This window comes from Mesorhizobium sp. P5_C1 (assembly GCF_054049815.1).
Genome location: NZ_JBFULQ010000424.1, coordinates 1 through 4,860, shown reverse-complemented (window position 1 = coordinate 4,860; position 4,860 = coordinate 1). Strand labels below are relative to the sequence as shown.

Here is a 4,860-nt window from a genome sequence, read left to right as displayed (position 1 = left end):
CCGTCGATGGCCTTGCCGTGCTTCTGGATCAGCGCGGCCATCACCGATTTGCCGGTGGCCGGATTCCAGTCGCAATACTGCTTTTCCAGCACCTTGATGCCGGGGAACTTGGAGAACACTTCCTCGTTCGCCTTGATGCGGATTTCCGCGACGCTGGATCCGGCGATGCCTGGCAGCATGACGATGTTGCCCTTGCCGCCCAGCGTCTCGCACAGCCACTGTGCCTCGAGACGGCCCAGCGCCCAATCGGATGCCGTGACGTAGGTGATGTAGTTTGCCGGCGTCTTCACCTTGCGATCGACCATGACGACGGGAATGCCCTGTTCCGTGGCGCGGCCGACGACGGAATCGAGCGCGTCCTCGGTCGAGGCCGCAATGAGCAGAATGTCGACTCCCTGGCTGATCAGATCCTGGATGTCCGCGATCTGCTTGGAAGGGTCGTCATTGGCGTCGGTGACGAGAAGATGGGCAATCTCGTCGCGATGCTGGCCGGCCGACCAGAGGACGCCATGCTGGAAGGCGACGCGCCAGGCATTGGAAATCGACGCATTGGAAAAGCCGATCGTATAGGGACCCGCCTTCTTCCACTTCGACGTGTCGACCATGCTGTTGGCATTGGGGTTCCACATCCAGGTGCGTGGCGCACCATAGTAGCCGGGCTTGGTTTCGGCTTCAGCCGCGGCGGCCGGGGTGGCCTGTGCAAGCTGGAGCCCCGGCACGGCGGCGATCGCCGCGGCGGCGGCCGGCATACCCCTGATGAAGCTTTTGCGTGATATCTTGTGGTCTAGGATGCTCTTTATTGACATTGGTTCCTCCTCCTGAACGCTCGACAGAGCGCTTAAAATTCTCCTCAGAAATTCGTGCACGCGGGACAGTATAAACAAAGAATATATGCTTATACCCCGGGCAAATCGCACGGCTATCTTCCTGATACCCTCCAATTCAGGAAAATTCGATTGAAAGCGATTTGACGCAAATTAGCAGTCGATTACCCACGATCGTCAATCTGCCGTCTTGTAATAGCTGCTATTACCCTTTTCGCCATTGGGGACGGCGAAGAATACGACTTATCTAGCAACCGGTGCCGGGCGCTTGAGGTGCGTTCCGTCGGAGGAGAGGCCGTGAATATTCTTGTTGTCTTGCGCATGATCCCGGATTCCGCGGGCGAGCTGCAGCTCGCCGAGGACGGGCGCAGCATCGATCGGGAATGGCTGGATTTCCAGCTCAACGATTTCGACGATCATGCCCTCGAGGAAGCAATCCTGCTCAAGGAAGCCGTCGGTGCGAAGGTGACGGCGGTGGCCATTGGCGAGGGCGCCAACCGTGTCTTGCAGATGGCTGCCGCGCGCGGCGCCGACGAAGTCGTGGCGCTTCAATCCGAGGAGGACGCCATGATCTCCTCACGCGAAATCGCGGCTTCCATCGCGGCGATGGCGCGGGCAAAGTCGGCCGACCTGGTTCTGAGCGGCGTTCAATCGAGCGAGGATGTCTTCGGCCAGCTCGCGCCTTATGTCGGCGCGCTGCTCGATTGGCCGCATGTGTCGGGAACCAACCGTATCGTTGCGAACGGCGCAGTGCTTGGGGTCACGCAAGAGCGCGGCGCAGGTGTCGCCGTCACCTATGAGTTGGCCACGCCGGCGGTACTGGGCGTTCAGACAGCGTCTAAGGCGCCACGCTATGTCTCCGGCAGCAAGCTTCGCGAAGCATCCAAAACGCCCATCGGCCGCGCCACGCCCGAATCGTCAGGCTTCGAGCGTTCCGCCGGGATCATCACATTGCGTCTGCCAGTCCAGGGCGGCTCCGGCGAGAACCTCGGCGGCAATGCCGAGACAGTCGCGGATCGGCTGGTCAGCATCCTGGCAGCCAAGGGCCTGGCGAGGAACTAAGCCATGAAATTGATTGCCTGTACCGAAGGCCACTCCAGCAAGATCGAAGCCTTCTCCCTCGAAATGATCGCGGCGGCGCGTTCGCTCGCCCAGGCCGGCGACGAGGTCGTCGCCTTTTTCGCCGGCGGTGACGCACAAGGCGCATCCGCTTCCTTCGGTGCCGCCGATCGCCTGATAGTGGTCCGGGCCACAAAATCGGATGTTATTCCGGCCGAGACCTACGCGCTGCTTCTGCGCGATGTCATCACCGCCGAGAGCCCTGGCCTGGTCCTGATTCCCTATTCGGCAAACGGACTGGACGTGGCAGCCGACATCGCGGCGCGAACCGGCTGGCCGCTCGTCTCCTATGTCAATGAAATCAAGCGGCGTGGCGAAAGCCTGACGGTCGTCGCGCAGATGTATGGCGGCAAGATACTCGCCGAATGCGAAGTGCCGCTGCCCGCCATTCTGATGATCAACCCAGGTGCCTTCGCGGAGGCAGCGCCAGGCCCGATCGCCGCCGTGAACGTGCAGACGATCGATGCCGAACCCGTGCTCGCCGGCGGCAAGGTGAAGATGGTGGCCATCGACGTGCCCGACTATGCCGACGTCGATCTGACGACGGCCGAGAGGATCGTGTGCGTGGGCCGAGGCATCGGCGACGAAGCAAGCATTGACCTTGCGCGCGATCTGGCGACGATGCTGGGGGCGGAGATCGCCGGCAGCCGTCCGGTCGTCGACAATGGCTGGCTGCCAAAGCTGCGCCAAGTCGGCAAATCCGGCCAGAAGGTCAAGCCGAAGCTTTATCTGGCGCTCGGCGTGTCCGGTGCGCCCGAACATCTCGAAGGCATGTCGCAGGCCGACCTTATCATTGCAGTCAACACCGATCCGAAGGCACCCATTTTCAATGTCGCGCATTACGGCGCGACCTGTGACCTGTTCGATCTCGTCGCCAATCTGAGCGACAGGCTGCGGGCCGGCTCTGGCCGTTGAGATGGCATCGACCCTGCCACTCTGGATCCTGGTCATCACAGCACTCGCGTTGACGGTCTGGCGCTCGCGCCGTTACGCGGTTGCTCTTGCCAATGCACCGGCAGCGGCCCGCTTCGACCGCCCGATGCTGCGTCTCCAGGGCGTGATGGTCGCCATCGGCATGCACCGGAAAATGGTCCGCAAGCCGCTTTCCGGCGTGCTTCACGCAATCATCTTCATTTCGTTCTTCGTGCTGTTCACCGCCACGATCGATGCCTTCGGCTCGCGGTTGTTTCCCGGGTTCTCACTTGCGCCCATCGGTGGCGAAACCTGGATTGCCGCTCTGCAGGATATCTTTTCGGTGCTGATGCTGGTCGGCGTCGGACTTGCACTCTATCAGCGTTACGTGCTGCGGCCTGCCCGTTTCGACGGCTCGAGCGGCAGTGATGCGGCAATCATCTATGTGTTGATCGTCCTGATCGTGGCGTCTCTGCTGCTTGAGGCGGCCGCGCGCATAGTCGGTGGCGCCGACGGCTCGTGGCGGCCGGTCGCGTCAGCGCTGGCAGGACTGCTCGATCGTGCCGGCATGTCGGCGCATGCGGGCGAAGAGCTGTTCTACTGGGTTCACATCGGCGCCATTCTGGCATTCCTTGTCTATATCCCCGGTTCGAAGCACCGGCACATGTTCCTTGCCGCGCCCAACATCTACTTCCGCAGCCTCGAACCGCGCGGCCTGGCGCCCGCGGTCCCGGAAGCGCGTGAGACTCCAGGCATCGACAGCCTGGGGCAGTTCGACTGGAAGCAGCAGCTCGACCTTCTGTCCTGCACCGAATGCGGCCGTTGCCAGGCGGTCTGCCCAGCCTATGCGGCCGGTCTGCCGCTCAGCCCGAAATTGCTGATCACCGACATGCGCGACGCGCTTGCCGCAGGATCATCGGCGGCCCTGCTGGTCGGCGGGGTGATTTCCGAGGAGACGCTGTGGGCCTGCACCACCTGCCGTGCCTGCATGGAGGCATGCCCGGTCGAGATCGAACATCTGCCCAAGATCATCGACATGCGCCGTCATCTGGTCGACGAAGGCCATGTCAGCCCCGGTCTGCAGGAGGCGCTATCGAACCTGACCCGTCTCGGCAATTCCATGGGCAAGCCTTCCAAGATGCGGGCGCGCTGGACCCGGGAGCTCGGCTTTCCGGTCAAGGACGCGCGCGAGGAACCCGTCGACGTTCTGTGGTTCGTAGGAGACTACGCGTCCTACGATCCGCGCGTTCAGGAAATCACCCGCAAGGTTGCAGAACTGCTGACCGCGGCCGGTGTCGACTTCGGCATTCTCTTCGATGCCGAGCGCAACAGCGGCAACGATGTGCGGCGTGCCGGCGAAGAGGGTCTGTTCGAGACGCTCGCGCAGTCCAACATCGACGAGATCAAGGCGTGCAGCTTCAAGCGGATCATGACCACCGATCCGCATAGCCTGAATGCGCTGAAGAACGACTATCAGCATTTCGGTGTGGCGTTCGAGGTGCTGCACTATACGGCGCTGCTGGCGGAACTTATCGCGGCGGGAAAACTCGATCTGCACGTCGCCGACGGCGCCAGGGTCACCTATCACGATCCCTGCTATCTTGGGCGCTACAATGGCGGCTTCGATGCGCCGCGCGAGCTGATCCGCGCCGCCGGCTATACGCTTCATGACATGCCGCGCTGCCGCGAGAATTCCTTCTGCTGCGGCGCCGGCGGCGGCCGCATCTGGCAAGGCGACGACGGCGTGACCGAGCGGCCGAGCGAGAACCGCATCCGTGAAGCGCTGAGCCTGGGCGACATCGCCTATTTCGTCGTCGCCTGCCCGAAGGACAAGGTGATGTACACCGCCGCGATCGATGCGCTCGGCGTGGCCGACAGATTGAAGGTCGTGGACATAGCGGAACTTCTCGTGCCGCGAACAGGCCAGGCGCTCGAAATGCCCACGGTGGAAACGACCTGACGGAATGCGATCCCAGAGATCGAGACCAAGCACCATGGGCAATAG

General features: G+C 62.5%; 4 protein-coding genes. 3 read left to right on the top strand and 1 reads right to left on the bottom strand.

Annotation, left to right across the window (positions count from 1 at the left end):
- On the bottom strand, nucleotides 1–806 hold an 806-nt coding region (locus ACXJ7R_RS24865; protein WP_457154141.1), incomplete at its 3' end, for a substrate-binding domain-containing protein.
- 315 nt (nucleotides 807–1,121) lie between these two features.
- Here ACXJ7R_RS24865 and ACXJ7R_RS24860 point away from each other — a divergent pair.
- Genes ACXJ7R_RS24860 through ACXJ7R_RS24850 form a run of 3 tightly spaced genes read left to right on the top strand, consistent with a single transcriptional unit; the run spans nucleotide 1,122 to nucleotide 4,815 of the window.
- Nucleotides 1,122–1,886: an electron transfer flavoprotein subunit beta/FixA family protein gene (locus tag ACXJ7R_RS24860; protein WP_457154140.1), complete on the top strand. Its 765-nt coding sequence runs from the start codon at nucleotides 1,122–1,124 to the stop codon at nucleotides 1,884–1,886.
- A gap of 3 nt (nucleotides 1,887–1,889) precedes the next feature.
- Nucleotides 1,890–2,858 carry an electron transfer flavoprotein subunit alpha/FixB family protein gene (locus tag ACXJ7R_RS24855; RefSeq protein WP_457154139.1) on the top strand — a complete coding sequence of 323 codons (969 nt, stop codon included), beginning with the start codon at nucleotides 1,890–1,892 and terminating at the stop codon, nucleotides 2,856–2,858.
- A gap of 1 nt (nucleotide 2,859) precedes the next feature.
- On the top strand, nucleotides 2,860–4,815 hold the full coding sequence (locus ACXJ7R_RS24850; RefSeq protein WP_457154138.1) for a heterodisulfide reductase-related iron-sulfur binding cluster: 1,956 nt from the start codon (nucleotides 2,860–2,862) through the stop codon (nucleotides 4,813–4,815).
- The last annotated feature ends 45 nt before the right edge of the window (nucleotides 4,816–4,860 follow it).

Coding starts and splice junctions, on each gene's coding strand:
- ACXJ7R_RS24855 (WP_457154139.1), top strand. CDS start 1,890: ATGAAATTGATTGCCTGTACCGAAGGCCACTCCAGCAAGATCGAAGCC.
- ACXJ7R_RS24850 (WP_457154138.1), top strand. CDS start 2,860: ATGGCATCGACCCTGCCACTCTGGATCCTGGTCATCACAGCACTCGCG.